The sequence below is a fragment of the Pseudomonas sp. genome (genome assembly GCF_028293835.1).
Classification (GTDB): Bacteria; Pseudomonadota; Gammaproteobacteria; order Pseudomonadales; family Pseudomonadaceae; genus Aquipseudomonas.
The window spans coordinates 17,683-42,248 of sequence record NZ_JAQGNX010000163.1; the positions used below are offsets into that span (position 1 = coordinate 17,683).

Consider the following 24,566-nt stretch of genomic DNA (forward strand, 5'->3'; position numbering starts at 1 on the left):
TCGCAGCCTTCGGCAGCGCCTGCAGGGGACTGTGCTGTAGTTGAAAACATCAATTTTTCTAGGAAAGCACCATGACAAAAACCCTGATAGCCCTCGCCCTGAGCGTACTCGCACTGACTGCCCAGGCCGACGATAAACCGCTGAAAGTGGGCACCACTGCGGCGTTTTCGATTCCGCTGGAAGCCGCCGTCGCCGAGGCCGCGAAACAAGGCTTGAAAGTCGAGTTGATAGAATTTACCGACTGGATCGCCCCTAACGTCAGCCTCGCTGCTGGCGATATTGACGTGAATTACTTCCAACACATCCCCTTCCTGGAAAACGCCAACGCCGCCGCAGGCTTCAAGCTGGTGCCCTTCGCGCCAGGGATTATCAATAACGTCGGGTTGTATTCGAAGAAGTACAAAAGCTTCGATGAGCTTCCCGTTGGCGCGACCGTGGCCATCGCCAACGATCCGATCAACAGCGGGCGCGGTCTGCAACTACTGGCCAAGGCCGGGCTGATTACCCTGACACCTGGCGTCGGTTACAAAGCCACCGAAGAAGACATCATTGCCAACCCGAAGAAAATCAAACTGATTCAGGTCGAGGCCGTGCAACTGGTTCGTGCCTACGACGATGCCGATCTGGTGCAGGGCTACCCGGCCTATATTCGCCTGGCGAAGACCTTCGATGCCGCTTCCGCGTTGCTGTTTGACGGTTTGGATCACAAGGAATACGTGATCCAGTTTGTGATCAAACCGGAGAGCAAATCCGACCCGAGGATTGCCAAATTCGTCGACATTTACCAGCATTCGCCAGTGGTTCGCGCCGCGCTGGATAAAGCCCACGGCAAGCTTTATCAAGCTGGCTGGGAAAGCTAAACATGAATGCAACCGCCCAACGTCGACTGACCCTTGAACCGTCCGAGGCTACAGCGACGACAGCGCTGCACCCGGACTTGAACCGTGCCCACGTTCGCTTTATCAACCTGGGAAAAACCTACGACAGCAAACAGGGGCCGGTCGACGCGCTGCAGAACATCGATCTGGCGATTCAGCGCGGCGAAGTATTCGGCATCATCGGCCGCAGCGGCGCGGGTAAGTCATCGCTGATTCGCACCATCAACCGACTGGAACACCCGAGCAGCGGGCGGGTACTAATTGATCAGGTGGACATCGCCGAGTTCGATGAAGACCATCTGGTGCAGCTGCGTCGGCGCATCGGCATGATCTTTCAGCACTTCAACCTGATGTCGGCCAAAACGGTGTGGCAGAACGTCGAACTGCCATTGAAGGTGGCCGGTGTTCCGCGCGAACAACGGCAACGTAAAGTCACCGAGCTGCTGGAGCTGGTTGGTCTGCAAGACAAACACAAGGTCTACCCGGCGCAGCTGTCGGGCGGGCAAAAACAGCGTGTAGGGATTGCCCGTGCGCTGGTCCATGACCCGGCAATTTTGCTCTGCGACGAAGCCACTTCGGCGCTGGATCCCGAGACCACGCAATCGATCCTCGGGCTGCTGCGTGAGATCAATCAACGCTTGGGCCTGACGATCATTTTAATCACCCACGAAATGGCAGTGATTCGTGATATTTGCGACCGGGTTGTGGTGCTGGAACAAGGCCAGATAGTTGAGCAAGGTCCGGTCTGGCAAGTGTTCGGCAATCCGCAACATGAAGTCAGCAAAACCCTGTTGGCACCCCTGCAACACGGGCTGCCTGAAGACCTGCAGGCGCGGATAAAACCGCAGCCGCAGCAAGCCAATGCCGCTGTGGTGTTGGATTTGCATTTCACCGGCGTCAGTGGCGAAGAGCCGGATTTGGCGGCGCTGTTTAACATTCTGGGTGGGCGAATCAGCCTGTTGCAGGGCGGCGTCGAGCGCATTCAGGGCCGCGCGCTCGGGCACCTGATCTTATCGGTCGCGCAGTCGCCCCATGGCCGTGAAGAACTGCTGACCCGCGCTCGGACATTGGCGCAACGCGCGGAGGTACTGGGTTATGTGGTTTGATCGATTGCTGCAAGGCACTCTCGACACCTTTTTGATGGTCGGCGTGTCGTCGTTAATCGCGTTGCTGGTGGGTGTTCCGTTGGCGGTGTTTCTGGTCACCAGTAGCAAAGGCGGGATTTACCAAGCGCCTAACCTGAACCGGGTGTTGGGAGTGATTGTTAACCTGTTCCGCTCGATTCCGTTTTTGATTTTGATGGTCGCGCTGATTCCCTTTACCCGGTTGATCGTCGGCACCACCTATGGCGTGTGGGCCGCCGTGGTGCCCTTGACCATCGCCGCCACGCCGTTCTTTGCGCGTATCGCCGAAGTGAGTCTGCGTGAAGTCGACCACGGTTTGATCGAGGCGGCACAAGCCATGGGCTGCCGCCGCTGGCACATCGTTTGGCATGTTTTGTTGCCTGAGTCGCTGCCGGGCATTGTCGGTGGGTTCACTATCACGTTGGTGACGATGATCAATTCATCGGCCATGGCCGGTGCGATTGGCGCCGGTGGCCTGGGCGACATTGCTTATCGTTATGGCTACCAGCGCTTCGACAGCCAAGTGATGCTGACCGTGATCGTGTTGCTGGTGGTATTGGTCGCGGTGATTCAACTCGGTGGCGACCGACTGGCGCACACCTTGAACAAACGCTGAGCAGGGGTATATTCACGGCTTATCCATGCCCAGACAGATGTGCCATGAAACTCGACCCGCAAGACCTCGCACACATCACCGCCACTACCGTGGACCACTACAACTCTGTGGCCGAGGACTTTCGCGAAGGGACTTGGGACCACGACGTCAGCCAGAACATTGCCGCGTTGCTGCGGCATATCGAGGGTAACGCGCCGTTGCAGATATTGGATTTTGGCTGCGGACCAGGCCGGGACCTGAAAACGTTTACCGCCATGGGGCATATAGCGGTGGGGTTGGACGGTTCCGAACGTTTCGCCGAGATGGCCCGTGAAGAAACCGGGTGCGAAGTGCTGCAACAGAACTTCCTCGAACTGCATCTGCCCGCTGAGCGCTTCGACGGCATCTTCGCCAACGCGGTGTTGTTCCACGTGCCGCGTCAGGAACTGCCACGGGTGTTGCGTGAACTCCACGGCGCGTTGAAACCACGGGGCGTTCTGTTCAGCTCCAACCCTCGGGGTGAGAATAAAGAAGGCTGGAACGGCAGCCGATATGGCTCATACCATGACCTGGAGAACTGGCGTGAACTGCTCGATGCGGCGGGCTTTCTTGAGCTTGAACATTACTACCGGCCTGAGGGACTGCCCTTGGCGCAACAACCCTGGTTGGCCAGTGTGTGGCGTAAGGTTTGAAATCAAATGCATTGCTCGAAGCCTTCAGCACCTACAGGCCATTGATGAAAAAAACCCCTGTAAGAGCCAACTTGTTGGCGAGGGGCCAGAACCGAATCGCCGCAGAATATGTCTCGCCAACAAGTTGGCTCCTACAGATGATGGCCTGGTTCGCGGTTTTTTGAGGCAGCTTCCTCCCGCTGCTCTTTGCTCGGCTCTTTAATCCTGTACCAGGCCACATACAACGCCGGCAGGAACAGCAAGGTCAGCAGCGTCGCGATGATGATCCCGCCAATCATGGCGTAGGCCATGGGGCCCCAGAACACTTCCCGGGCGATGGGGATCATGCCGAGGCTGGCCGCCGCAGCCGTCAGCAGGATCGGGCGACGGCGGTGTTGGGTAGCCTCGACCACCGCGTCCCAGGGCAGATAATCGTCGCGCTCGTATGCATCGATTTGCGTCACCAGAATCACCGAGTTGCGGATGATAATACCGATCAATGCAAGGATCCCGAGGATCGCCACGAAACCCATGGGCGTGCCCGTGGGAATCAGCGCCAACACCACGCCGATCAAACCCAGTGGCGCGACGCTGGCAACAAGAAACATCTTTTGCACGCTGTGCAACTGGATCATCAAGAACGTGGCCATGAGGAAAATCATCAGTGGCACCACTTTGGCAATGGGCCCTTGGGCCTTGCCGCTCTCCTCCACCGTACCGCCGGTGGCGACTTTAAAGCCCAGTGGCAATCCACCGGCAAACTTGTCGATAACCGGTTTAAGCTGTTTGACCAGGTCCGTAGGCTGTATCGAGTCGCGCACCGCTGCCTTGACGGTGATGGTGGGTTTACGGTCTCGACGCCACACCAGCGGCTGCTCCATCTCATAGCGCACGGTAGCAAACGCCAGCAGCGGAATCGATGTGCCACTGGGCGTGACGATTTGCAGGTTTTGCAGCGTTTCCGGAGTGCCACGTTCGGCGTCTTCGGCGCGCCCTACCACGTTGATCAGGTAGATATCGTCGCGCACTTGGGTCACTGGCGATCCGGTGACGATGCTGTTCATCAGTTGCGCTACGTCTTCGGACGACAGCCCTAACTGTCGCGCCTTGTCTTGTGCAATGTCGATGCGCAGGACTTTGCCCGGCTCGTTCCAGTCGTAAATGATTTCGCCAATGTGCGAATTTTGACCCAGTAATGTCGCCAGTTCGATGGCATGTTGCCGGACTTGGTCGATGTCCTTACCGCTGACCCGGTATTGAATCGGGCGCCCAACCGGCGGCCCCATTTCCAGTGGTTGTACGTAACTGCCGATGCCCACGAAATCATCGCGCAGGCGCTTTTTCAAGCGTTCGGTCAAGGCACCGCGCTGCTCAAGGCCTTTGCTGACGATGACCAATTGCGCGTAGTACGGGTTTTCCAGTTGCTGATCCAACGGTAAGTAAAAGCGTACCGCGCCCTGGCCGATGTATGTGCTCCAGCGCGCAATGTCCGGATCGTCCTTTAGCGTCGCTTCGAGCCGGTCGACGACTTTGCGGGTTTCGTTGATCGAGGCGTTTTGCGGCAGATTCAGGTCCACCAGAATTTCGGGCCGGTCTGACGATGGAAAGAATTGGTTCTGCACGAAGCCCATGGAGAACACCGCTGCCAGAAACAGCAACACCGTGATGATGATCGTCCACCAACGGTTGCGCATCGCCCACAGCATGCCGCCATTGAATACCCGTGGGAGGCGTCCCGGTTTTTCGGATTTCTTTTTAATGTTCTCGCTGAGAATGTGCACGCCAATCACCGGCGCGAACAGTACCGCCACCACCCATGACACCAGCATGGCGACCGCAATCACTGCGAACAGGGTGAAGGTGTATTCCCCCGCAGAACTGGCGTTGAGGCCAATCGGTACGAAGCCGGCCACGGTGACCAAGGTGCCGGTCAACATTGGAAACGCTGTGGAGGTATAGGCGAACGTCGCTGCCTGTTGTCTGGTCTCGCCGAGTTCCAGCCGCGTGACCATCATCTCCACCGTGATCATGGCGTCGTCCACCAACAGACCAAGGGCAATGATCAACGCGCCGAGGGAAATCCGCTGCATGGTGATGCCGCTGTATTCCATGAAGACGAACACCATCGCCAACACCAGCGGGATCGAACACGCCACCACCAGCCCGGCACGCACGCCGAGACTGATGAAGCTGACGATCAATACGATCACCACCGCTTCGAACAGCGCGCTGGTGAAGCCACCCACAGCCTTCTCCACTACTTGCGCCTGATCCGACACGTTGTGTACACCGACCCCGATAGGTAGGTCGGCGGTGGCGTTGTCCATCTGAGAATGCAGGGCTTTGCCGAACTCCTGAATATTGCCGCCCTTCTTCATGGCAATGGCCAGGCCGATGGCGGGCTTGCCATTGAAGCGGAACAGGGGCGTGGGTGGGTCGGTGTAGCCGCGGCTGATGTCAGCGATATCGCTTAGCCGGTAGAAGCGGTCGTTGAGGCGTAGGTTGACCGCCTCAAGGTCTTTCTCCGAGGCGAATTGACCCGATGTGCGTACGGTAATCCGCTCCGGCCCGGCCTCGATTACCCCCGCTGGCGTGACGGTATTTTGCGATTGCAGGCTTTGCACCACTTGCCGCTGATCCAGCCCCAGCGCAGCCAGTTTGCGCGTGGAAAAGTTCAAGTACAGCACTTCGTCCTGCTGGCCGATCATCTCGACTTTGCCCAGACCCGGTACGGCACGAATACCTGCCCGCACCTGCTCTACGTAGTCACGCAGTTGGCGCATGGACAGGCCGTCTGCAGTAAATGCATAGATCGATCCGTAAACATCACCGAACTCATCGTTGAACGCCGGACCCTGGATGCCCTGGGGAAAGCTGCCACGAATGTCGTTGATTTTCTTGCGGACCTGATACCAGATTTCCGGAATGGCTTTGGCGTTGGTGGTGTCACGCAGGTACACGAACACAGTGGATTCGCCGGGTCGGGTGTAGCTTTTCACGTAGTCAAGGGAGTCCAGTTCCTCGAGCTTTTTCTCGATACGGTCGGTGACTTGTTCCAGGGTTTCATCCACGGTGGCGCCGGGCCAACGGGTCTGGATCACCATGGTTTTGATGGTGAACGAAGGGTCTTCCTCGCGGCCCAGGTTCAGGTATGAAAATACCCCCATCAACAGCGCAACGAACATCAAATACCAGACGAACGACTGGTGTTTGATGGCCCAATCGGACAGGTTGAACTTCCCTTTCATCGTGGCGCGTCCTTATCGACTTTGACTTTCTGACCTGGCTTGAGGCTGTTTACGCCGGCACTGACCACCCGTTCGCCAGCCTTCACACCCGCCACCAGCAGCACGTTATCGTTCCCTTGGCTAACGACATTGACCTCTCGCGGGGCCACCGTCTGATTTTGCATGTCGACGATCCAAACCTGAGTTTTGCCGTCGACGTTTTGCACGGCGGTGGCCGGCAGTTGCGTGCGTGTTTCGATGGCGGTGGTCAGGGTGACGCTGATCGCCGTACCCAGACGAAACGCGGCAGGCGTCTCGGCCAGCGTCAGACGCGCACGGCGGGTGCGTGTCGAGCGTTCGGCCTGGGGTTCTATTTCCCGCAGAGTCGCTGTGGTGTTGATGTCGGGATTGAGCTGCCCGGCGACCTTGAATTCAACACCTTCGTGCAGCTCATCGGCCAGCGACGCAGGCAGGTCGATTACCGCTTCCTTGATGTCGGGGCGAGCCAGTGTGACCACTTCCTGACCAGCGCTCACCACTTGCCCGGCCTCGACTTTCCAGTCCGTCACGACTGCGGCGTGGTCGGTGCGCAGCTCACTGTAATTAAGCTGATCCTGAGCCTGGCTCATGGCCGCACGCGCTTGCTCCAGCGAGGCCCGGGTGGTGCGCAAATCCGTCTGGGCGACATCCAGTTGTGCCTGGGCACCGACGCCTCGATCAAACAATTCTTGCTGACGGCGAGCGTTGGCCTGGGTGTTGATCCATTGCGCTTCGATTCGTGCCAGATCGCCTTGGCGAGCGCGCAGGTTGTTTTGCTGATCGGTAGGATCCAGGGTCGCCAACAGTTGGCCCTTCTCAACCTCACTGCCAACGTCGACGCTGCGCTGGGCAATTCTGCCCGGCACGCGAAAGCCCAAGGTGCTTTCGTAGCGCGCCTGGATATTGCCAGCAAAGCGTCCAAGGTTTTCCACGGACTCGGGTTGAACCTCGATGAACAGTACCGGCCGTACGGGTTCCGGCGGCGGCTCGGGTTTGCTGCAGGCGCTTATCATCACACTGCCTAGCAACATCAATGACAAACGCTTCATGGCTGTACCTTCGCCGTTACTGTCGGCTGCGGTGTCTCAGCGATTTCAACCAGCATGTCCGGATGCAACAACTGGCCACCGGCAACCACCACCTGTTCACCCGCGTTCAACCCATCGCTGATCACCACGCTGCCGGTGAGATAACGCCCGACATGGACCGCATGCAAATTGGCTTTGCCTTGATCGTCGATCACCCAGACCGCGGGCTGACCCAATTGGTCACCGAGGCCTTTGGTCAATGCCGCCCATGGCAGCTGGACGCTGGCTTTGGCGGGTATGCTCAAGGCGACACTGACCACCGAGCCCAGCTCCATACCCGCGGGTAGCTGGCTAAGGGTTATTTTGACTTGTAACGTGCCCGTCTGCGCGGAGACCGCCGGGGTCACTTCGCGCACTTTGCCGGTGGCGACGATTTGGGGGTTATCGAGCAAAGTCACTTGTACCGCCTGATTGGTGGGCGGGTTGACGAACAGTGATTCGTAAACGTTGAACACGGCGTCTCGGTCGCCATCCCGTGCCAGGCCAAAAATTGGCACAGTGGCCTGTACCACTTGCCCGACCTCTGCCTGGCGCGCGGTGATAATTCCCGGCGCATCCGCCACCAATGCGGTGTACCCCAACTGCTCACGGGCGTTGGCCAGTTGCGCCTGAGCAGCCTTCAATGCGCTTTGGCTGCTTCGCAACGCCGCCTGGGCTGAATCGTATTCGCTGCGACTGGTATAGCCTTTGGGCAGGAGTTTTTCCTGGCGAACAAACGCCGCGCTGGTTTGGGTCACGCGCGCCTGTTCAGCCGCCACCGCAGCGACCGCCGAATCGACGCTGGTCTGTAGGTCCTTGGGGTCAAGCTTGGCCAGCACTTGCTTGGCCGACACCCGATCACCGACATCGACCATGCGCTGAATAATTTTGCCGCCGACGCGAAAAGACAGCTGAGTCTGCACCCGCGCCTGTACATCGCCGGTCAGCGACACGGCGGCGGCGAAGTCGGCGGTTTTCACCTGCTGCACATAAACGCGAGGGCGCTGGGGTTCTTCAGCCGGTTTGTCACCGCAACCCACCAGCAACCCGAACACCAAGCCCAGACTAACGGCAGCAAAAAATGATTGATGAACAGGCATGCAGACTCCTTTGCAAATGCCGTGGTGGATACCTGTGAGGCTCGCGCAGAAAACGCATCTAAACCCGAGGTATGCGACTGTGAGCGTAGATCAGGGTTCCTGCACTGATTAAACTCAAGGGATATTGGAATAAGTTGCTAGTCGGTCCGACCTGGCTGCAGGTCGTCTGTAGGAGCCAACTTGTTGGCGAAGCGGTAGGCCTGATATTGATATGTCATCAAGCTTCTCGCCAACAAGTTAACTATTATCAGACAACGCATAACTTATTGACCTAAAAATAATTTGTAGGTTTTGTGTTTGCTGCGCGACAGCGCGGCGTCGGAGACGTGGCGGAACCTCCTACAGATTGTCGATGTATGAGTCTTAACCCTGCCACTTACCGCCTTCAACGATGACATCTTCAGGCTTGGTGTCGTCACTCAGCTGTTTGCGCACGTATTGGTCGTACAGCTTGAGCAGGTATTTATCTTCACCCAGCTTCGCCAATTCAGTGTTGATCCAGTCACGCAGTTCGATGTTGCCCTTTTTCACCGCTGGCGCAATCGGTGCTTCACCGCCGAGTTTTTCTGGCAGAACGCGGTAACCAGGGTTTTGTTTAGACCAGCTGAACAGCACCAGATTGTCCTGAGCGTAAGCGTCGCCGCGACCTGTGGACAACGCTTGCAGCGATTCGGAGTTCTTCTCGAACTTCAACAGCTTCCAGTCCGGGTGGGTTTTGGTCAGCCAAATATCAGCCGTGGTGCCGGTGGTGACGATGGTGGTTTTACCAGCCAGGTCATCAAGTTTAACCACGGTGCTGCCTTGTGGTACCAAGGCCTGGACCGCAACCTTGAGGTTCGGGTTAGTGAACTCTACCGCTTCTTTACGCTCTGGCGTGACCGTCATGTTGGCGAGAATCAGGTCGACTTTGTCGCTTTGCAAAAAGGGGATACGGCTCGCCGGTTCAACCGCGACGAACTCGACTTTATTTTCATCGCCCAACAAGTCTTTGGCGAATTGACGGGCTATGTCGGTATCAAAACCTACGTACCGGCCTTTTTCATCGACAAAACCAAACGGTGGTTTATCGGTAAATACGCCCACGATCAATTTGTCGCGGGCCTTGATTTTGGCCAGATAGCCTGGGGCTGGCGCAGCGGCGGTACTGGCGGTTGCAGCTGGCTTGGCGGGTGCGTCATTGTTGCCGCAACCGGCCAGCAGGCCTAGGCCGAGCAGCGGAACTAACAGCAGTGATTTGGCAGATGTTAAGTGAACAGCGCTCATGACAGCTCCTTGATTTTCGATTTCTTGGGCATGGTTTCTACATAGGAGAATTTCTCCAGAAACTGCTGCGCCCGTGCGCTTTGCGGGTTCGTGAAAAATGACTCCGGGGTGTTCTGTTCGAGGATGCTTCCGGCCTCCATGAACACGACGCGGTCAGCTACCGCGCGTGCAAAGGCCATCTCGTGGGTAACGATCAGCATGGTCATACCGCCGCGCGCCAGGTCGAGGATCACTTCCAGCACTTCCTTGACCATCTCCGGATCGAGGGCAGCGGTTACCTCATCGAACAACATGACTTGGGGGTTCATACACAGCGAACGGACGATAGCGATACGCTGTTGCTGGCCGCCCGACAATTGCCGTGGAAAAGCATCGCGCTTGTCCGAAAGACCCACCCGTTCAAGCAACGCTTCGGCTTGCGCCAACGCTTCATTGCGTTTGCGCTTTTGTACTTTCAGCGGACCGAGCAAGACGTTTTCGAGGACGGTCATGTGCGGAAAAAGGTGATAGCTCTGGAACACCATGCCGACGTCTTGCCGCACTTGGCGCCAGTCGGTTTTAGGCTCCAGCAGCTCGCGTCCGTTAAAACGCAAGCTCCCGCTGTGTGCCACTTCCAGGCCATTCAGGCAGCGCAGCAAAGTGCTTTTGCCGCAACCGCTGGGACCAAGAATAACGATCACTTCTCCGCTCTCAACCGTCAGGTCGATTTCTTTCAGGACTTGCTGGCTGCCGAAAAACTTATTGAAGCCTTTGAACTCGATCAGTGCGCTCATGCTTGCGTCCAGCGTCGCTCCAGCACGCGGGAGGCGGCAGAAAGCGGGTAGCAAATGAAGAAGAAAAACAAAAACAACGCGCCGTAAATCAACACCGATTCGTAGGTGCGCTCGATAATTTGTTGTCCGACCTTGATCACGTCGACGACGCCAATCAGCACCACTAACGAGCTGGTCTTGATGATGCGGGTGTAGATGTTGATGGTCGGCGGCGTCATCCGCTTCAGCGCTTGCGGAATCAGTACATAGCCGTACAGCTGCGGGTCGGAAAGACCGATGGATAAACCCGCCTCCCGCTGCCCCCGTGGCAGAGAATGCAAGGCGCCGCGGACGACTTCACCGACTTCGGTGCTGCCCCATAACGACAACACCAACACGCCGCACCAAAAGCTCGGGATACTGAGACCGAAGAAAATCGGCAAGCCGAAGAACAACAGATACAGCCAGACCAACACTGGAATCGCTCGAAACAATTCCAGATAAACCCGCAAAATCATGTTGAGCCAATAAGCGTTCAACGTGCGCAAGACGCCATACAACACCCCGCCCACCGTGCTGATTAAAATGCTCAGCAGCGAAATGGACAGTGTTTGCGCGGCACCTTTGCCCAGTTGCGGCAACGATACCCACAGCAATTCAAGACCCGAACTGGCCATGTTGAAGCCTCCGTTCCAGGTAGCTGAGCAGCAATGACAACGGCAAGAACAACAGCACGCAAATCAGCGTCAACACGGTGAGCATTTCGTAGGTTTTGTAATACAGCGCGATGTAGCTTTTGGTGGTGTAAAGAATTTCCGGAACCGCAACTGCAGAAACCACCGTGGTCTCTTTGAGCAAAAAAATAAAATTGGCAAACAGCGCAGGCAGGCTGAGGATGCCCGCCTGGGGCAAAATCACGTAACGCAGTAATTGCCATTGCGAAAGCCCAATGGAACGCCCGGACTCCAGCTGCGCCGGGGGTACCGCATCAACGCCAGCACGCAAGACTTCGGTCAAATACGCGCCACCCAAAAAGGTCATGGTGATAATCGCGGCGCAGAATCCAGAAACTTTTATCCCCAGCGTGGGTAAAGCGAAGTAGATGAAAAACAGTTGAATCAACAACGGCGTGTTGCGCGCCAACTCGACGTACAGCGCCACCAATCGATGCAGGTACGGTGTACGAAACACCAGGATTGTGGAGTTGATCAACGCCACCAGCAGCGACGTGCAAATGGCGATCAAACCCACCTGTAACGTCACCCCGACCGCCTTCAAAAAAGACGGCAGGGTGCTGAGGATAAAGGGGTAGTCCAGGGTCATGGGACAGCCTGTTAAAGATGTATTGGCGAAGCGGGGTATCAGACGATGAAAACTCAGCTACCCGGCGTGCCATGCGCTTCTTCGAAGAAGTAGTCTTTCCAGCTGTCAGCCTTGTTCTTCAACACGCCCAGTTCCTGCAGTTTGCTGGCATAGATGTAGGTGCGCTGCGGGGTAATGGTGAAGTCGATCTCTGGATCGGAGACAATCTTTTCGACGAGGGCCAGCGGCAGTTTCGACTGTTCTACACGGATGTAGGTCTCAGCGGCGGCAGGTTTGTTGGCCTTGATGATGTGTTCGGCTTCAGCCAGCGCATCGTAAAAGGCTTTATAGGTTTTTGGGTTCTGGTCGTGGAATTTCTGAGTGGTGTAGAGCACGTTGAACGTGGCCTGTCCGCCAAGCACGTCGTAAGAACTGAGCACTTTGTGGACCTTGGGATTCTCCAGTTCCTGGTACTGAAACGGCGGGCTGGAGAAGTGTGCGTTTAGCTCGGAACCACCGGCAATCAGCGCGGCAGTTGCGTCTGGGTGCGGCAGGCTGACGGAGATATTGTCGAATTTCTTGAACTCGGCGTCGCCGAACACTTTGGCGGTTTCGATCTGCAACGTGCGTGACTGGAAGCCCACGCCCGCAGCCGGCACAGCGATGCGGTCTTTGTCAGTGAAGTCTTTCAGGGTCTTCACGTCAGGGTTATTGCTGAGCAAATAGTTGGGCATCGAACCGAGCGAGGCGATGGCCTTGACGTTCTGTTTGCCTTTGGTGCGGTCCCACACGGTGAGCATCGGCGGCACGCCAGCAGATACTACGTCGAGGGCGCCAGCGAGCAAGGCTTCGTTCATGGCGGTGGCGCCAGAAATGCTGTTCCAATCCACCGCGATGTCCAGGCCCTGTTCTTTGCCGTGTTTCTCGATCAGATGCTGATCACGCACCACGTCGAGGATCAAATAGCCGATGCCAAACTGCTGGGCAATGCTGATTTTTCCCTCAGCCTGGGCGCCGCTACCGAGCAGTGCTCCGGCCAAACCCAACGCTGCTGCGAGTGTAGTAAGCGCCGGACGCTTGAACGATGTGGCCATGAAATTCTCACCAAAAATAATGAATACGACAGGCCGGTGGTCCGGCGTTGCATATAGCTTACAGTTACCTAAACACTATAAATAAATAGGATTTTGGAATATCGATAGTCTTAAAAAGCCAGCATCAACGCTGCATGCCCCAGCGTTTAACCGTTAGCCGCTCAATGTTGTTGAACAGCAGGTTTTCCACCAGCAGGCCGATCAGGATCACCGCGATCAAGCCGGCGAACACTTTGTCTGTGTAGAGCTCGTTGCGGTTCTGGTAGATGTACCAGCCCAAGCCGCCTTTGCCGGACTGCGCGCCGAATACCAGTTCGGCGGCGATCAAGGTGCGCCAGGCGAAGGCCCAACCGATTTTCAGCCCGGACAGAATCGACGGCAGCGCAGCGGGTATCAGGATGTACCAAACGAAGCGCAAGCCCTTCAGGCCGTAGTTGCGCCCGGCCATGCGCTGGGTTTCCGAGACCCCGAGAAAGCCCGAGTAGGTGTTCAGCGCTAACGCCCATAACACCGAATGCACCAGCACGAAAATCAGACTGCCCTGACCCAGGCCGAACCACAGCAATGACAGCGGCAGGAGTGCAATCGCTGGCAAAGGATTGAACATGGCGGTGAGAGTGCTTAGAAGATCTCGCCCCAGCTGGGTCGACACTGCCAGGGTGGTCAGCGCGAACGCCAGGACGATGCCGATTACGTAGCCTTTGATCAGGACCGCCAAGGATATCCATACCTTGCTCAGCAGCTCGCCACTGGCAATGCCATCGTAAAAAGCGCTGGCGGTTTGCAATACGCTGGGCAGCAGCAGGTCATTGTTTTGGTAACGCGCGGCCAACTCCCATATCAGCGCGAGGGCCAGCAGGATCACGGTTTTACGTACCCAGCTCTGTTGCCAGATGCGTTGCGCCAACGGGATGTCACGCGCCAGGTCCTCTTGGGTAAAAGGCTCCAGCGTGACTTCGTATTCCGGTCGAATGGTCATGTGTCGAATTCTCTTGGGGTTGCTGCCCTGCTAATACCGAGGGTTGATTCAATACGCGATGCGGACATCTTTGAAACTGAGTTCGCGTTCGGCCGGCTCGGCCTCACCTTCATCGAACAGCAAGCGATGGATGCGCTGGGTAGTGCGCTGGAAATCCACCCCGCCGAGGCTGTTGAGGTCGTATTGGTGGCTGTTGATTTCAGCGCGAACCCGGCCTGGGTGCGGTGATAGCAACAGAATCCGGTTGCCCACCACCAAAGCTTCTTCGATGGAGTGAGTCACGAATAACAAGGTGAAGCGCACCTCCTCCCACAGTTCCAACAGCTCTTCCTGCATTTTGCGGCGGGTCAACGCATCGAGCGCGGCAAAGGGCTCGTCCATCAGCAGGATTTTCGGTTGCATGGCCAGCGCACGGGCAATCGCCACCCGCGCTTTCATGCCGCCGGACAAGGTGTGCGGGTAGGCGTCGGCGAAGGCACTGAGGCCCACTTTTTCAAGGTAGTAACGTGCCCGTTCTTCTGCCTCACGGCGCTTCAACGTGCGTGAAGCCAGCAAGGGGAACATGACGTTCTGGATCACCGTTTTCCAGGGTGGCAACTGGTCGAATTCCTGAAACACCACAATCCGGTCTGGACCGGGTTCTGTGACCTGCGCACCCGCCAAGCGGATCTGCCCCTCGCTGGGCTGGATAAATCCAGCCACGGCTTTAAGCAACGTCGACTTACCGCAACCCGATGGGCCGAGCAGGACGAAGCGGTCCGCCGGATCGATTTCAAAACTCACTTGATGGGTCGCCCGCACCACCCGTTCAGGGGTGCGGTATTCCAGGCTTACGCCTTGGACTTGCAACAGGGCTTCAGCGGCGGGCTGATCGACCTGCGGCACGATTGAGCTTTCGCTAGCCGTGTGGCTTTGCAAAACAGCATTCATGGAACGGCTCCTCCGATCAGAACGGCGCATCACCTTGAATGGTGGTGCGCAACAGCTTGCGGCGCAGCTCTGGCGGGCAACCAGCGGCGAGATGGATCAATGAACGGTTGTCCCAGAACACCAGGTCATGCGGCTGCCATTGGTGGCGGTAAATATGCTCAGGACGCACGCTGTGGGCGTACAGCTGATCCAACAGCTCACGGCTTTCGTCGTCCGGCAGGCCAACGATGCGCGTGGTGAAGCCTTCGCTGACGAACAGTGCTTTACGACCGGATTCCGGGTGCGTGCGCACTATCGGGTGGGTCACTTCGGCGACTTGCGCAAGCTGTTCGGCGGTCAACGTCGGACGCCAGCTAGCAGCGTTTTTGCCTTCGCTGTAGCGTGCGGTGTAGGAATGCACTGCAGAGCGGCCTTCGACTGCATCACGCAGAGCTTGCGGCAATGTATCCCAGGCCAGATGCAGATTGGCGAACAGCGTGTCGCCGCCTTCGCTGGGCAGCTCTTGCGCATGGAGCATCGAGCCGAGGCTTGGCAGTTCTTTGTACGAAAGGTCCGAATGCCAATACTTGCCCGCATCCCCCAGGCCCACCGGCTGGCCGTTCTCGACGATGTTCGAGACGATCAGGATTTCCGGATGATTGGCCAACAGAAACTGCTTGAGCACATGGATTTGCAGAACGCCAAAGCGTCGGCTGAAATCGATCTGATGCTGCGGCGTGATCTGCTGATTGCGGAAAACCACAACGTGGTAATCCAGATGCGCTTGATGCACGCGGGCGAAGTCAGTGTCATTAAGCGGCTTGGACAAATCCAGACCGATGATTTCGGCTCCGACTTTCCCTTCGAAGGGGCGAACGTCGAAGACTTGGCTGGCTACGTTTACAGCGGAAGAAGCTGGGGAGGCTACTGGCATGAGAACTCCGACTCCAAGTGACTAAGCAATTTAGAATCGGGACTTTATAGGTATAAGAAATTTAGTTTAAATACCGTTAGTGCATATGGATAGCACTGGAAACGCTAGCGGCCCCAATCCAATGGCATTTTTCACGGGATTCTTTGCCTGCTAATCCTCGATTCCTGTAGGAGCCAACTTGTTGGCGAGAGCCCTTATACGGCTTGTCTGACACATTGCCTCGCCAACAGGTTGTCTCTTACAGAGTTCCCGGCAGGCAAAAACAAAAACGCCGACGCTATGAAAGCCGTCGGCGTAAAAATCAGTGACGCTTGAATTTGTATCAGAACGCTGGCAATACCGCGCCGTCATATTTCTTGGCGATGAACGCTTTGACTTCAGGGCTGGTCAACGCTTTAGCCAATTTCTGAATGGCTGCGCTGTTCTGGTTGTCAGGGCGAGCGACAAGGAAATTCACGTAAGGCGAATCAGCGCCTTCGAGAATCAAAGCATCTTTTTTCGGGCTGAGCTTGGCTTCCAGAGCGTAGTTAGTATTGATCAAGTCCAGATCAACCTGGTCCAGAGCGCGTGGCAGCAATGCCGATTCCAGCTCGCGAAATTTCAGATGCTTAGGGTTGGAGGCAATGTCTTTCGGTGTTGACAGCGCGTTGGTTGGATCCTTCAGAGTGATCAGCCCACCCTTCTGCAACAGCAGCAGAGCACGGCCTGCGTTGCTGCCTTCGTTAGGGATAGCAACGGTGGCGCCGTCTGGCAGGTCAGCCAGGCTTTTGTATTTTTTCGAGTAGCCGCCAAAGGGTTCAACGTGAACACCAATGACGGTCACCAGGTTGGCTTTTTTACCGGTGTTGAAGCCGTCCAGGTACGGTTTGGTTTGGAAATAGTTAGCGTCCAGACGCTTTTCGAAAACCTGTACGTTTGGCTGTACGTAGTCGCTGAAGACTTTGATTTCCAGGTCCACGCCTTCTTTCGCCAGCTCAGGCTTGATCAGTTCAAGGATCTCGGCATGGGGAACCGCCGTAGCGCCGACAACCAGTTTTTCGCCGGCGTGAGCCAGGCCAATCGAAAGTGCAGCCGCCAGAGCGGTCAATAACAACGTCTTTTTCATGCAAAGTCCTTAGCAAAAATCGCGGTCATCACAGGTGACGGCGTAGAAGTAATTTGCCGCCTATCTTGCAGCTTCTGCGGATCGGCGGCGTGGAGCGGACATTACCGATATTTGTTATTCCATGACAATAATTTTTACAGCGTTAGTTATGCTTTTTAGTGCTTAAGCCGGCAATGCGCCATTATCCGGACCGATTAAAGGCGTCTAGCCCGGCGTTTGCGCGAGACGCTGGGTTAGTTGCACGACAAGTCGTTGCAATTCAGCAAGTTGCCCTGGCTCGGCGCGGCTAAGCAATTGCTCGGTCTGACGGGCTATCTGCGCGAGGGGGTCGACAACGTCAGGCAGGTTGAGGTGTTCGGGAAGAATTTCATCGCCGCTGCTTACCAGCAATGCAAAGTGAATGACATTTTCCAGCTCCCGGGTATTGCCTGGCCAGCTGTGCCGCTCAAGCACGCGCTGGGCGGCCTCGCTGATCAACGGCACCGGCAGACTTAATCGCTGGCTGTAGATGCCTAAGAAGTATTCGGCCAACGACAAAATATCCCCCACCCTTTCGCGTAGTGCAGGCAACTCCAGGCTGCCTTCGCTCAGGTAATGGAAAAGCCGTTCGTTGAATTTTCCCGCCGCCACTGCCTGCGTCAAATCAATGCTGGTGGCCGCCACCAGACGCACGTCTACCGGGCTCGGTTGCTGCGCACCAACGCGGGTCACTTCATGATTTTCCAGCGCAGCCAAGAGTTTGGTCTGAATGGGCAACGGCAAATCACCAATTTCGTCCAGGTATAAGGTGCCGCCATTGGCCGAGCCAAACCACCCGGCCCGGCTGCCAGCCAAACCGGTATGGGCGCTGGCGGTGTAACCGAACAATTCGGCATCGGCATAGGTCGGGCTGATCCCGCCGCAGTTAACCGATACAAATAGTCCAGCCCGGTCACTGGCGCGATGAATATGCCGGGCCAGCAATTCTTTGCCGCTGCCGGTCTCGCCGCGAATCAACACCGGCAAGGCCCGGGGCGCCAGGTGCTCCAGTTCCTCGCGCAGTTGGCGCGAGCGCGGGTCGACAAATACCAGCGCTTTAGCGCGAATACTGAGCGGGCTTTTTTCTGCATCGGGGAATGTCAGCAACGGCTGGCCAAAGGTTTCGTGAGGGCTCATGGCATACTCCCGCCTGAGCCCTTGCGACGGCTCAAGCGTTAAAAAATAGACAGCAGGACCAAATGGCCCGACAAGAAAGTTTGGCTCAAGCGCGGCGAAGCGTGTGCTGTTCGATGCGGCTTTGCAGACGATACAAATAGGCGAACCCTTGTTCCCAACGCTGATGTCCGGACTTCACATTGATGTGCCCGGCACCGCTCACAATCCCCACTTCTGCGCCCCAACCCAATGCCAGCTCCAGCGCGCGCTGAGTGCCCACCGCCGAATCGTTGTCCGAACTGACCACTTGCGTAGGAAACGGCAGCAAATGCGTAGGAATTGGTGCGAAGTTACGTAAGGCCGGTGGGCAATTTGGCCGCTCAACGTCAGCAGGCGCCACCAACAACGCACCCAGCACTTGGTGCAGCGATTGCCTGGGAGCCAGCTCGGCCCAATGCGCAACGGTAATACAGCCCAAGCTGTGAGCAATGAGAATCACCGGCGTGCTGTCAGCGGCAATTGCACGCTGCAATTCACCTACCCAGTCTTCACGGCGCGGCTTGAGCCAATCGGCCTGTTCCACACGTGAGCTATTGGGCAAGCTGTTCTGCCAATGCGTCTGCCAATGGTCATCTGAAGACCCTTGCCAGCCCGGCACTATCAGAAAGCGGATCGACTCGTTGCGCATGGGGTGCGTCTCCTGCACGTTTGCGTTCAGGGCAAAGTATAGGGACGTCGCATATATTCGTTAAGGAATAAGAAGCTATTTGTTAAGGTCTGAAAGGAATATATAAACTTATGGGACGTGGAAATTTAGAGTTTCAGATAAGCCGACGGGACCAAGAGCGTAGCGCCGAACTTGAGGATATTCGCGTTGCGCTGACGGAGGGTGAATCTAGCGGGGAGCCTCGCCCACTCGACACCGAGGAATTCAAGCAGGAATGTTGAACAGGCATGGCTGAGTACCGTTTTACACCTTCCGCTTACGATCTTGAAGCTATCCGGACTTATACAATGAGAACAAACAAAAAAGAGGGCCGCCCCCTGCCTAAGGGGCGACCCACAAAACTTTCAAAACAATCCTAGCCAATCTCTGTTACAGAAAAACTACTTGGCGGTTATCACTGATAATTTGGTAATCCCGGCCTTTTCAATGGAGGCCATGGCCCGCGCCACTTCGCCATAATTCACGCCATCGTCGGCTTGCAGTTGCACACGCACGTCGGGGTCTTTGGCTTTGGCGCTTTCCAGGCTGCTTTTCAGCAGATCTGGCTGGATTTCATCCTTGTTGATGAACAGCTTGCCCTTCCCGTCGATGCTCACCACAAGCGGGTCTTTCTTTTCTGCAGGCGCTACCGCTTCGGTCTTCGGCAGGTTGATGGGGATCGAGTTGGTTAGCAACGGCGCAGTGACGATGAACACCACCAGCAGGACTAACATCACGTCCACCAGCGGCGTGACGTTGATTTCGCTCAGCACCTCATCGGAATCTTGGGTAGAGAAGGCCATATCAGGACGCCTCCTTCACTTTGTTCGCAGGAACACCCGGCGACGCTTTGTTAAGCGTTGGGTGGATCAGCACGCGGAACGAACTCTTCTGCGCCAGGCTGTAGAAGTCGTGGGCGAAGTCGTCGAGGTCGGCGGCGGTCAGTTTCAGGCGACGCAGAAAGTAGTTGTAAACCAGCACTGCGGGCACCGCGACGGCGATCCCGACACCGGTTGCGACCAGTGCCGCACCGATGGGACCGGCCACGGTTTCAAGGCTTGCAGAGCCCGCTGCACTGATGCCTTTAAGGGCGGACATGATTCCCCAGACGGTGCCGAACAGACCAATGAATGGCGACGTGCTGCCGATACTCGCGAGGACTGCCAGGCCGGTTTCCAGGGAGCGGCGCTCGCGCACGATTTGCTGGCGCAGGGCGCGCTCAAGGCGGTCCTGATGATTGATGGACTGACTCAGATCAGCAGCGTGCGGCGCCTCCCCCACCTGAATCGCGGCGTAACCGGCTTGCGCGACTCGCGCTGCGGCACCGGGTTCGCTAGCGGCCAACCCAGCCGCTGCGTCCAGGCTCGATGCTGCCCAAAACTGCTTATGAAACTTTCGATCCTGGGCCTTGAGCCGGGTGAACTGTGAGCCCTTGAGCAATGCCAACCCCCACGTGGCTACGGAGAAAAGTACCAGCAGCCAGATGACCGCGTGTTCGATGGAATCAAAGGGAGATGTCAGTAAGTTCATGGCGTAGGCTCTCTTGCTTAGGCATTAAGGTCTGCTAGCGGTCGGTGATTATTTAATGTTGAAATCGATAGGGACGCTGACCCAGCCGTCTTGTGCGACATCGCCCTGCTTGGCCGGGACGAAGCTCCAACGTTTGACGGCGTCGGTTGCTGACTGGTCGAGCTGCTCATGGCCGCTGGACTTCTGAATCTGGATCTCACCTGGCTTACCACTGGCCAATACGTGAACCCGCAACAACACTGTGCCTTGCCAACCACGACGCATTGCCAGCGATGGGTATTCCGGCGCCGGGTTGTGCAGGTAACCGGCACCTGCCGATGGCGGCGTTAATGGTTTGGGCGCGGGCGGCGCTGGAGGTGCAGGCGCAGCAACCGGTTGTGCAGGCGCAGGCGGCTGTTCAACCGGTTTCGCAACGGGTTTAAGCACTGGTTTGACAATCGGTTTGGGCTTGGGCGGTTTAGGAGGGGGCGGTGGCTTGACGGCCAATTCGTCCTCTACTGGAGGCGGCGGTTCGACCACCGGCTGGGGCGTGGGCGGCGGAGGCGTTTCCACCACCGGCGGAGTCGGCGGCGAAAACTCGATGGTCATCGGCGGGACCTCCGGCGGCACAACGGGCAACGGCGCAGGCGGGTTCTGGTTGAGCCCGTAAATCACTGCGCCGTGCAGCACCAGCGCTAACACGCCCAGAAGGATCGCTTCGCGACGGCTCAAGATACCCTTGGGCGTGCTTTGCAAGCGCGACTGCCCCAACGGCACGCGAAATTCCCGGCCGAGGTCAATCAATTCGCCGCTAGGCGCTTGATGCCACAGCGCCTCTAGGGCATTGGCTGCGGTCTGGACGTTGGCCATTGATAAGCTCCTGGTAGTAAACGAATCCAGAAGAAGCGGACCTCGGCATCAAAGCACGCAATTGTCTGGATAACAGGAGATAGCAAGAGCTGTACCAACCCATAAACCGTTATGAAATGGGCCTTTCAGGCGGTCTTGGCTGCTGGAGAATCAGCGTTGAATGGACTTTTTGTTGAACCACTGTTGCTGCGCAGGCAGCTGGTTGTCCCCTTCGGGGACGCGCTGTCGCGCAGCAGATACGGTCAATGTAAGAGCGCGCTTGCCCGCGATCGGCTGCGAAGCGGTCGTAAAATCGCAAAATCAATCTTCCAGCGAATACCGAGTTCAGCATCTCGGGACCGCTTCGCGTTCCATCGCGGGCAAGCGCGCTCCTACAATTTATATTTCGTAATCCATTAAGTTATGCGTTGTTTGAGGGAATCAATCAGCGGGCCTGATACACGACACTGACCCCTTCGCTGGTGCGAACAAACCGATTCGCCCGGCTAAACGTACCGAAATCATTGAAGCGCACACCCATTTCAGCCATGACTTTGTGCGCGACCGGAGCGGTCATCTGGCGGAGGTAGAACGGTTCCTTGACTACGAAATGGTGAATGCCGTGGGTGCTACCAAAATTGAAACAGAACGCCTGCAACGGCCACATCCATTTCTGATTTAGCACTTGGCATTGCTGCATCACGTTGCCTAGCTCCACGTCGCCGTAGTAATGCATGTTGGAACTGACGAAGTGCAAGCAAAAAGTCCGCAGCACGTTGGGACCCACCAGCACTACCACCGCAATATCAATCACGTGCATCGTCGCCAGGGTGTTGGCTGACCAGTCGATGGGGGCGCCCAGGAGGCTGGCAATTCCATTGGCCCCATGGAAGCCAAGAAACACGTACCACGAACCCCAATTGAGCAACGCCAATGGCGCGTAGACTCGCAGCGTACGTTTGAGGATCGACATTTTATGTGACCACGTTTTTGCTCGCAGCATGCGGATCAGCGCCGACATCACGTTATCGCCGACCATTAACAGCCGGGCAAAACCCCAGGGCTCGCCATTGGTGATGGCGCGCTCTTCCATGTCGGTTTCGGTGCCGGAAACCTTGTGATGATTGAGGTGCAGGTGCCGCCGAATCCAGGGATTAATGGTACTGGGGCGCGCCATCCATACCAGCGCCAGCATCAGGTTGTGCGGGATACGCTGCTTGCGGAAATACATGCTGTGGATCAGGTCATGCTCCAACTCGTGTGTCAGCGAGGCGAAAAAGGCATTCAGCAGCAGGCACACCCACCAGGCCATGTACCCACCCATGTACAACGCCGCACTGGCCAGCATGCCGCCCAACGCGACGGTTAAAATACCGACGCCGATGGCGTTCTGATGCTTAAGGATCGGGTAGCGTCGACGCAGTTCGTCACCCCGTGCCATCACTGTGGCGCGAATATGGGCTGATCGCTGTTGTGCATTCAGCCTGTCGGGACTTGCAGAAGTGCCGTGCATGCTTCCATCCTCTGTTTATTGAGCTAGCGTTGATAACAAGGGGTTAACGATGGATGACACAGTGCACCCATGCGCGCGACTCCGCCTGACCGCATACGCCAACCTGTTAACCACACGCGCCAATCGCCATGACTGAACCCACCACCCTCGCCAGTTGGACACGTGCCCTGCGCAAGCAACTCGACGCCTTAGGCCTGGACAGCATCGCCTTGTGTCAAACCGCTGGACTTGATCCGCTGTTGATGGACGACCCAAATGCCCGTTATCCGGTGACCGCGACCACCCGACTGTGGCAACTGGCGGTCCAAGCCAGCGGTGACCCGGCGATCGGTTTGCGAGTGTCGCGGTTTGTAAGCCCGACCACATTTCATGCGCTGGGCTACGCCCTGGTGGCCAGCGGCACACTGCAAGAGGTGTTCGAGCGCATCGTGCGTTATCACGAGGTGGTCAGCGATGTGCTGGCGATGGACCTGCGCAAAACCCAGGAACGTTATGAGTTTCGTTTTAGTGCGGTCGAAGGCAATCCGGCGCCTGCGGCCGAGGCCATTGATGCCTTCGCCGCGATCTATGTGCGCACCTGCCGTAACCGTCTGGGCCGTGATTACGCGCCGCTGGCGGTTTATCTACAACGGCCTACGCCGGCCGATCCGCAGCCGTGGCATGACGTGTTTCGGGCGCCGATTGTGTTTTGCGCTAAAGAGAACCTGCTGGCGTTTGCTTGCAGTGACTTCGACAGTCGGCTGGAAGACGGTAACCCGGAGCTTGCCGAGCACAACGAAACGGTGCTCAAGCGCACCCTGGAACAGCTCAAACCCATGACCTGGGAACGTCGTGTACGGGCGGCGATAGAGGCGCAATTACCGGACGGCGAACCGTCCGCCGAGTACATCGCGCAAAATCTGCACCTAAGCTTGCGCAGCCTGCAGCGGCATTTGGCCGACGAGGGTTTTCGTTATGACTTACTGCTGAACCAGTGCCGACAGAATCTTGCCATCCAGCACATGCGCGACCCGAAGACCTCACTGAGCGAGATCGCTTATCTATTGGGATTCGGCGACACCAGCAGCTTCAGCCGCGCGTTTAAACGCTGGACTGGACAGACGCCAAGCCAGTTCCGGGAGAGGTTGGGCAGGTAAAACGCATATTCCGTAAAGCCTGGGAGATCGGAACCACCCAAATCCAGCGTCATGCCGGGGTTCCGGTGGGAGGTTTTAGATCATTCCCAAGCTTATCTGTGAAACCGTCGGAGTTGTTGGTTACTCGCTGAGCACCGCCAACTGATACCCCACGGCGCCCACGGTATGAATCAGCTTCGGCACATAACGCTCGTCGATTTTCGAGCGCAGGCGGTGGATGGCGATTTCAACTTTCTGGCTGTCGTTGTTGAACACTTGCGAGGCGATCAGTGACCGAGAAATGACGTCGCCCTGGCGGCTAACGAGCAATTGCAGCAATTCGAATTCTTGATCGCTTAACGAGATACGCTGTCCACCACGGCTGATGCGTTGGCGTTGCACATCGATTTCCAAATCGGCAATCGCGTAACTGTCAGCGGTGCCCGTCGGTCCGCGTCGCAATAACGTACGCACACGGACGAGTAACTCTTCGAACGTGAACGGCTTGAGCAGGTAGTCGTCTGCGCCCAATTCCAACCCGCGCAGTCGGTCTTCAATGGCATCGCGCGCCGTTAGGAACAATACCGGCGTGGTGCCCCGCTTACGGATCAGTTGCAGCAGTTGCCAGCCGTTCAGGCCCGGCAACATGACGTCGAGGATCACCAGATCATAGGTTTGCTCTTCGACAAAGTGGCGACCTG

24 protein-coding genes are annotated in these 24,566 nt (G+C 57.0%); 5 read left to right on the forward strand and 19 right to left on the reverse strand.

All coding sequences use genetic code 11. The annotated features are described in order from the left end of the window. The first annotated feature begins 71 nt into the window (after positions 1–71). From JWR17_RS21885 to JWR17_RS21900, 4 genes are read left to right on the forward strand one after another with little or no spacing between them, the layout of a single operon-like run. Positions 72–860: a MetQ/NlpA family ABC transporter substrate-binding protein gene (locus JWR17_RS21885; protein WP_299834745.1), complete on the forward strand. Its 789-nt coding sequence runs from the start codon at positions 72–74 to the stop codon at positions 858–860. Between the two features lie 2 nt (positions 861–862). Further along, positions 863–1,984, forward strand: a complete 1,122-nt coding sequence (locus JWR17_RS21890) for an ATP-binding cassette domain-containing protein (protein WP_299834747.1) — start codon at positions 863–865, stop codon at positions 1,982–1,984. After that, positions 1,974–2,618 (forward strand): methionine ABC transporter permease, encoded by a 645-nt coding sequence (locus JWR17_RS21895; RefSeq protein ID WP_299834749.1) that lies wholly within the window; start codon positions 1,974–1,976, stop codon positions 2,616–2,618. Before JWR17_RS21890 ends, JWR17_RS21895 begins: the two co-directional genes overlap by 11 nt. Before the next feature lie 44 nt (positions 2,619–2,662). Further along, positions 2,663–3,289: a bifunctional 2-polyprenyl-6-hydroxyphenol methylase/3-demethylubiquinol 3-O-methyltransferase UbiG gene (locus tag JWR17_RS21900; RefSeq protein WP_299834751.1), complete on the forward strand. Its 627-nt coding sequence runs from the start codon at positions 2,663–2,665 to the stop codon at positions 3,287–3,289. Between the two features lie 131 nt (positions 3,290–3,420). Here the strand turns inward: JWR17_RS21900 and JWR17_RS21905 are convergent, their stop codons facing one another. The 18 genes from JWR17_RS21905 to JWR17_RS21995 form a co-directional block, all read right to left on the reverse strand. Further along, positions 3,421–6,516 carry an efflux RND transporter permease subunit gene (locus tag JWR17_RS21905; RefSeq protein ID WP_299834753.1) on the reverse strand — a complete coding sequence of 1,032 codons (3,096 nt, stop codon included), beginning with the start codon at positions 6,514–6,516 and terminating at the stop codon, positions 3,421–3,423. Then, positions 6,513–7,583, reverse strand: a complete 1,071-nt coding sequence (locus JWR17_RS21910) for an efflux RND transporter periplasmic adaptor subunit (RefSeq protein ID WP_299834754.1) — start codon at positions 7,581–7,583, stop codon at positions 6,513–6,515. Before JWR17_RS21910 ends, JWR17_RS21905 begins: the two co-directional genes overlap by 4 nt. Further along, complete coding sequence (locus JWR17_RS21915; protein ID WP_299834756.1) at positions 7,580–8,701, reverse strand: efflux RND transporter periplasmic adaptor subunit; 1,122 nt, start codon at positions 8,699–8,701, stop codon at positions 7,580–7,582. The genes JWR17_RS21910 and JWR17_RS21915 overlap by 4 nt, the downstream gene beginning before the upstream one ends. A 363-nt stretch (positions 8,702–9,064) precedes the next feature. Continuing rightward, on the reverse strand, positions 9,065–9,964 hold the full coding sequence (locus JWR17_RS21920) for a transporter substrate-binding domain-containing protein (protein WP_299834758.1): 900 nt from the start codon (positions 9,962–9,964) through the stop codon (positions 9,065–9,067). Next, positions 9,961–10,737 (reverse strand): amino acid ABC transporter ATP-binding protein, encoded by a 777-nt coding sequence (locus JWR17_RS21925; protein ID WP_299834760.1) that lies wholly within the window; start codon positions 10,735–10,737, stop codon positions 9,961–9,963. The genes JWR17_RS21920 and JWR17_RS21925 overlap by 4 nt, the downstream gene beginning before the upstream one ends. Continuing rightward, positions 10,734–11,393: an amino acid ABC transporter permease gene (locus JWR17_RS21930; protein WP_299834762.1), complete on the reverse strand. Its 660-nt coding sequence runs from the start codon at positions 11,391–11,393 to the stop codon at positions 10,734–10,736. The genes JWR17_RS21925 and JWR17_RS21930 overlap by 4 nt, the downstream gene beginning before the upstream one ends. Further along, positions 11,374–12,039, reverse strand: a complete 666-nt coding sequence (locus JWR17_RS21935; RefSeq protein WP_299834764.1) for an amino acid ABC transporter permease — start codon at positions 12,037–12,039, stop codon at positions 11,374–11,376. Before JWR17_RS21935 ends, JWR17_RS21930 begins: the two co-directional genes overlap by 20 nt. Before the next feature lie 53 nt (positions 12,040–12,092). Beyond that, entirely contained in the window at positions 12,093–13,112 is a 1,020-nt protein-coding gene (locus JWR17_RS21940; protein WP_299834766.1) for an ABC transporter substrate-binding protein, read from the reverse strand. 124 nt (positions 13,113–13,236) lie between these two features. Continuing rightward, on the reverse strand, positions 13,237–14,091 hold the full coding sequence (locus JWR17_RS21945; protein WP_299834768.1) for an ABC transporter permease: 855 nt from the start codon (positions 14,089–14,091) through the stop codon (positions 13,237–13,239). Between the two features lie 48 nt (positions 14,092–14,139). Continuing rightward, positions 14,140–15,021 carry an ABC transporter ATP-binding protein gene (locus JWR17_RS21950; RefSeq protein WP_299834770.1) on the reverse strand — a complete coding sequence of 294 codons (882 nt, stop codon included), beginning with the start codon at positions 15,019–15,021 and terminating at the stop codon, positions 14,140–14,142. A gap of 16 nt (positions 15,022–15,037) precedes the next feature. Then, positions 15,038–15,934 carry a TauD/TfdA family dioxygenase gene (locus tag JWR17_RS21955; RefSeq protein ID WP_299834772.1) on the reverse strand — a complete coding sequence of 299 codons (897 nt, stop codon included), beginning with the start codon at positions 15,932–15,934 and terminating at the stop codon, positions 15,038–15,040. Positions 15,935–16,256: 322 nt separating this feature from the next. Continuing rightward, positions 16,257–17,039, reverse strand: a complete 783-nt coding sequence (locus JWR17_RS21960; protein ID WP_299834773.1) for a MetQ/NlpA family ABC transporter substrate-binding protein — start codon at positions 17,037–17,039, stop codon at positions 16,257–16,259. Between the two features lie 204 nt (positions 17,040–17,243). Further along, the gene (locus JWR17_RS21965) at positions 17,244–18,194 is read right to left on the reverse strand and encodes a sigma 54-interacting transcriptional regulator (RefSeq protein WP_299834775.1); all 951 of its coding nucleotides are present in this window, start codon (positions 18,192–18,194) and stop codon (positions 17,244–17,246) included. Positions 18,195–18,279: 85 nt separating this feature from the next. Continuing rightward, complete coding sequence (locus JWR17_RS21970) at positions 18,280–18,861, reverse strand: alpha/beta hydrolase (RefSeq protein WP_299834777.1); 582 nt, start codon at positions 18,859–18,861, stop codon at positions 18,280–18,282. 419 nt (positions 18,862–19,280) lie between these two features. Further along, a complete protein-coding gene (locus JWR17_RS21980) occupies positions 19,281–19,682 on the reverse strand; it encodes a biopolymer transporter ExbD (RefSeq protein ID WP_299834779.1) in 402 nt (133 codons plus the stop codon). A 1-nt stretch (position 19,683) separates the two neighbouring features. Further along, positions 19,684–20,409, reverse strand: coding sequence for a MotA/TolQ/ExbB proton channel family protein (locus JWR17_RS21985; RefSeq protein WP_299834780.1), 726 nt, complete (start codon positions 20,407–20,409; stop codon positions 19,684–19,686). A 48-nt stretch (positions 20,410–20,457) separates the two neighbouring features. Then, entirely contained in the window at positions 20,458–21,258 is an 801-nt protein-coding gene (locus tag JWR17_RS21990) for an energy transducer TonB (RefSeq protein WP_299834782.1), read from the reverse strand. A 424-nt stretch (positions 21,259–21,682) separates the two neighbouring features. Continuing rightward, the gene (locus JWR17_RS21995) at positions 21,683–22,750 is read right to left on the reverse strand and encodes a fatty acid desaturase (protein WP_299834784.1); all 1,068 of its coding nucleotides are present in this window, start codon (positions 22,748–22,750) and stop codon (positions 21,683–21,685) included. Positions 22,751–22,878: 128 nt separating this feature from the next. On the opposite strand from JWR17_RS21995, the gene JWR17_RS22000 reads away from it, so the two are divergent. Then, positions 22,879–23,886, forward strand: coding sequence for an AraC family transcriptional regulator (locus JWR17_RS22000; protein WP_299834786.1), 1,008 nt, complete (start codon positions 22,879–22,881; stop codon positions 23,884–23,886). 120 nt (positions 23,887–24,006) lie between these two features. On the opposite strand, the gene JWR17_RS22005 is transcribed toward JWR17_RS22000, so the two are convergent. Further along, the coding region (locus tag JWR17_RS22005; protein WP_299834788.1) for a response regulator at positions 24,007–24,566 on the reverse strand (560 nt) is incomplete at its 5' end.

Excerpts from the sequence above, each read along its gene's own strand:
- JWR17_RS21980 (WP_299834779.1), bottom strand. The coding sequence starts at position 19,682 with ATGGCCTTCTCTACCCAAGATTCCGATGAGGTGCTGAGCGAAATCAAC.
- JWR17_RS21935 (WP_299834764.1), bottom strand. The coding sequence starts at position 12,039 with ATGACCCTGGACTACCCCTTTATCCTCAGCACCCTGCCGTCTTTTTTG.
- JWR17_RS21885 (WP_299834745.1), top strand. The coding sequence starts at position 72 with ATGACAAAAACCCTGATAGCCCTCGCCCTGAGCGTACTCGCACTGACT.
- JWR17_RS21890 (WP_299834747.1), top strand. The coding sequence starts at position 863 with ATGAATGCAACCGCCCAACGTCGACTGACCCTTGAACCGTCCGAGGCT.
- JWR17_RS21970 (WP_299834777.1), bottom strand. The coding sequence starts at position 18,861 with ATGCGCAACGAGTCGATCCGCTTTCTGATAGTGCCGGGCTGGCAAGGG.
- JWR17_RS22000 (WP_299834786.1), top strand. The coding sequence starts at position 22,879 with ATGACTGAACCCACCACCCTCGCCAGTTGGACACGTGCCCTGCGCAAG.
- JWR17_RS21985 (WP_299834780.1), bottom strand. The coding sequence starts at position 20,409 with ATGAACTTACTGACATCTCCCTTTGATTCCATCGAACACGCGGTCATC.
- JWR17_RS21960 (WP_299834773.1), bottom strand. The coding sequence starts at position 17,039 with ATGAAAAAGACGTTGTTATTGACCGCTCTGGCGGCTGCACTTTCGATT.
- JWR17_RS21995 (WP_299834784.1), bottom strand. The coding sequence starts at position 22,750 with ATGCACGGCACTTCTGCAAGTCCCGACAGGCTGAATGCACAACAGCGA.
- JWR17_RS21930 (WP_299834762.1), bottom strand. The coding sequence starts at position 11,393 with ATGGCCAGTTCGGGTCTTGAATTGCTGTGGGTATCGTTGCCGCAACTG.
- JWR17_RS21990 (WP_299834782.1), bottom strand. The coding sequence starts at position 21,258 with ATGGCCAACGTCCAGACCGCAGCCAATGCCCTAGAGGCGCTGTGGCAT.
- JWR17_RS21955 (WP_299834772.1), bottom strand. The coding sequence starts at position 15,934 with ATGCCAGTAGCCTCCCCAGCTTCTTCCGCTGTAAACGTAGCCAGCCAA.
- JWR17_RS21920 (WP_299834758.1), bottom strand. The coding sequence starts at position 9,964 with ATGAGCGCTGTTCACTTAACATCTGCCAAATCACTGCTGTTAGTTCCG.
- JWR17_RS21940 (WP_299834766.1), bottom strand. The coding sequence starts at position 13,112 with ATGGCCACATCGTTCAAGCGTCCGGCGCTTACTACACTCGCAGCAGCG.
- JWR17_RS21900 (WP_299834751.1), top strand. The coding sequence starts at position 2,663 with ATGAAACTCGACCCGCAAGACCTCGCACACATCACCGCCACTACCGTG.
- JWR17_RS21950 (WP_299834770.1), bottom strand. The coding sequence starts at position 15,021 with ATGAATGCTGTTTTGCAAAGCCACACGGCTAGCGAAAGCTCAATCGTG.
- JWR17_RS21965 (WP_299834775.1), bottom strand. The coding sequence starts at position 18,194 with ATGAGCCCTCACGAAACCTTTGGCCAGCCGTTGCTGACATTCCCCGAT.
- JWR17_RS21915 (WP_299834756.1), bottom strand. The coding sequence starts at position 8,701 with ATGCCTGTTCATCAATCATTTTTTGCTGCCGTTAGTCTGGGCTTGGTG.
- JWR17_RS21925 (WP_299834760.1), bottom strand. The coding sequence starts at position 10,737 with ATGAGCGCACTGATCGAGTTCAAAGGCTTCAATAAGTTTTTCGGCAGC.
- JWR17_RS21905 (WP_299834753.1), bottom strand. The coding sequence starts at position 6,516 with ATGAAAGGGAAGTTCAACCTGTCCGATTGGGCCATCAAACACCAGTCG.
- JWR17_RS21895 (WP_299834749.1), top strand. The coding sequence starts at position 1,974 with ATGTGGTTTGATCGATTGCTGCAAGGCACTCTCGACACCTTTTTGATG.
- JWR17_RS21910 (WP_299834754.1), bottom strand. The coding sequence starts at position 7,583 with ATGAAGCGTTTGTCATTGATGTTGCTAGGCAGTGTGATGATAAGCGCC.
- JWR17_RS21945 (WP_299834768.1), bottom strand. The coding sequence starts at position 14,091 with ATGACCATTCGACCGGAATACGAAGTCACGCTGGAGCCTTTTACCCAA.